This is a genomic window from Streptomyces sp. NP-1717, from assembly GCF_022695985.1.
Lineage (GTDB): Bacteria > Actinomycetota > Actinomycetes > Streptomycetales > Streptomycetaceae > Streptomyces.
Genome location: NZ_JAAPBF010000437.1, coordinates 1 through 2,060, shown reverse-complemented (window position 1 = coordinate 2,060; position 2,060 = coordinate 1). Strand labels below are relative to the sequence as shown.

General features: G+C 68.4%; 3 protein-coding genes. 2 read left to right on the top strand and 1 reads right to left on the bottom strand.

The genetic code is table 11. The features are described from left to right. Nucleotides 1-607 (bottom strand): ThiF family adenylyltransferase (locus GXP76_RS35310; RefSeq protein ID WP_242575703.1); only part of this gene is annotated, 607 nt, incomplete at its 3' end. Between the two features lie 185 nt (nucleotides 608-792). On the opposite strand from GXP76_RS35310, the gene GXP76_RS35305 reads away from it, so the two are divergent. Together GXP76_RS35305 and GXP76_RS35300 are read left to right on the top strand one after the other, a co-directional pair. Beyond that, on the top strand, nucleotides 793-1,416 hold the full coding sequence (locus GXP76_RS35305) for a M48 family metallopeptidase (protein WP_242575702.1): 624 nt from the start codon (nucleotides 793-795) through the stop codon (nucleotides 1,414-1,416). Nucleotides 1,417-1,529: 113 nt separating this feature from the next. After that, on the top strand, nucleotides 1,530-2,060 hold a 531-nt coding region (locus GXP76_RS35300; protein ID WP_242575701.1), incomplete at its 3' end, for a TerD family protein.

Here is a 2,060-nt window from a genome sequence, read left to right as displayed (position 1 = left end):
TCGCGGCGGCCGGGCTGCTGGACGACAGCACGGCGGGCGGCCGGGCCGCCACATCCCTGCGCTCACCCACCGACTCCACGGGCAGCCCGCCAGGCGCCACGTCCCACGGCTCGGCGGTCCCGCTGTCCAGCACATCCACCCGGCCCACCCCGGCGGCCGAGAGCGCCGAGGCGACGGCCGCCCCGACGCGACCCGCTCCACGCACCTGGACACGCATGGTGCGCCGCGCCGCCAGCCGGTCCATCGCCGCCCCCGGCTCCCGGTGCGTGACCGAGAGGGACGCCAGATCCGCCCGCAACCGGTCCAGCTCGACCTTTCGATTCCGTAACGCTTCGGCGGCCCGGCCGCCCGCCGTGCTGTCGTCCAGCAGCCCGGCCGCCGCGAGCCGGTCCACGAGCGCGTCCGCCCTGCCGTCCGGCAACCCCATCGTCCGCGCTTCCTCCCGCAGCAGGGGAAGTCCTCGCGTGCCGTCGAGCAGATCGAGAAAACTTCCCGTGGCCGTATCGACAGGGCCCACCACCACCGCGTGCGGGGGTGTGATTCCGAACTGCACCGTCTGCCGCTCCCGCCAAGCCCGGCGCAGCGCCGGCTTCACCATTGGATGCATATTCGTCTCCCCCGTGTGCCTGTCCCGCGATCGGAATCCAGAATGCAGGGAACTGGTGAGAGATGCGAAGAGTTATCCACAGGCGTGGGGAATTAGCCGTTCAAATGACGGGTGTATGGAGTGGATCAAGATCGCAGGGTTCCCGCGACGGGACTTCCCGCACTGACAGCGGGTAACGTCGAAGCGTGTCCGCCGACCCTTCCCCTCGCGTTGCGGGGGAATCCCCACCGCACAGCGCCGGAAGTGAAGAGCGCAGCGTGACCGGCCGCCCACAGCGCGGCCCGGCCACCAGTGCCGTCGAGGTCCGCAGGAGCGCCCGGCGCAGCAGAACGGTCTCGGCGTACCGCGAGGGCGACCGCACCATCGTGCTCATTCCGGCCCGGATGTCGGAGGCCGAGGAGCGGCGCTGGGTGACGGTGATGCTCGACAAGCTCGCCGCGCAGGAGAGCAAGCGCATCCTCGGCGACGGCGATCTGACCGACCGCGCCAAGCGGCTGTCCGAGCAGTACTTCGACGGCCGGGCCCGCCCCGCGTCCGTCCGGTGGGTCACCAACCAGAACACCCGCTGGGGCTCCTGCACCCCCACCGAGGGCAGTATCCGCCTCTCCCACCGGCTCCAGGGCATGCCGGAGTACGTCGTCGACTACGTGCTCGTGCACGAACTCGCGCATCTTCTCGTGCCCGGGCACGGACCGAGTTTCTGGCAGCTCCTGGAGGCATACCCGCGCACCGAACGGGCCCGCGGCTACCTCGAAGGCGTGGTCGCCGGCGAGCGGCTGCCGCATCTGCCGGGCGCTCCCGGAGAGTGATGGCCCGCCCTCGGTGATCGTGTACCGAATCTGTACCGACTTGGCTCAATCCCGTACTCAACGGTTAGCCTGACGCGACGTGTTCAGCTCGGGATGGGGGACGGTCGTTACGCATGGCGAGGGAATTCCAACGCGGCCACAAGGCCAAGATCAGTGACCTCACGCAGGGGACGGATCTGTACGTAGGTGTGCAGATCGCGGCACCCGGCTTGACGTTCGACATCAGCTGTTTCGGCCTCGACGCCAATGAACAGCTCTCGGACGACCGGTATTTCATCTTCTTCAATCAGCCGAAGTCTCCTGAGGAATCCGTCCAGTTGCTGGGCGCGCAGTCGGGGGACACCGAGTCATTCCGGGTAACGCTCGACCGCATTCCGGCGAACATCCAAAGACTCTCCTTCACCGCCACCATCGACGGCGCCGGACAGATGTCCCAAGTGGGCCCCGGATACATCCGGATAGTCGCGGGCGGCGAAGAAGTCGTCCGATACGCGTTCAACGGCTCGGAGTTCAGCACCGAGCGCGCGGTGATGCTCGGGGACTTCTATCTGAAGGACGTCTGGCGGTTCGCCGCGGTCGGCCAGGGCTTCGACGGCGGTCTGGACGCACTGCTCAAGAACTTCGGCGGCGAGGTCGCCGAGGAG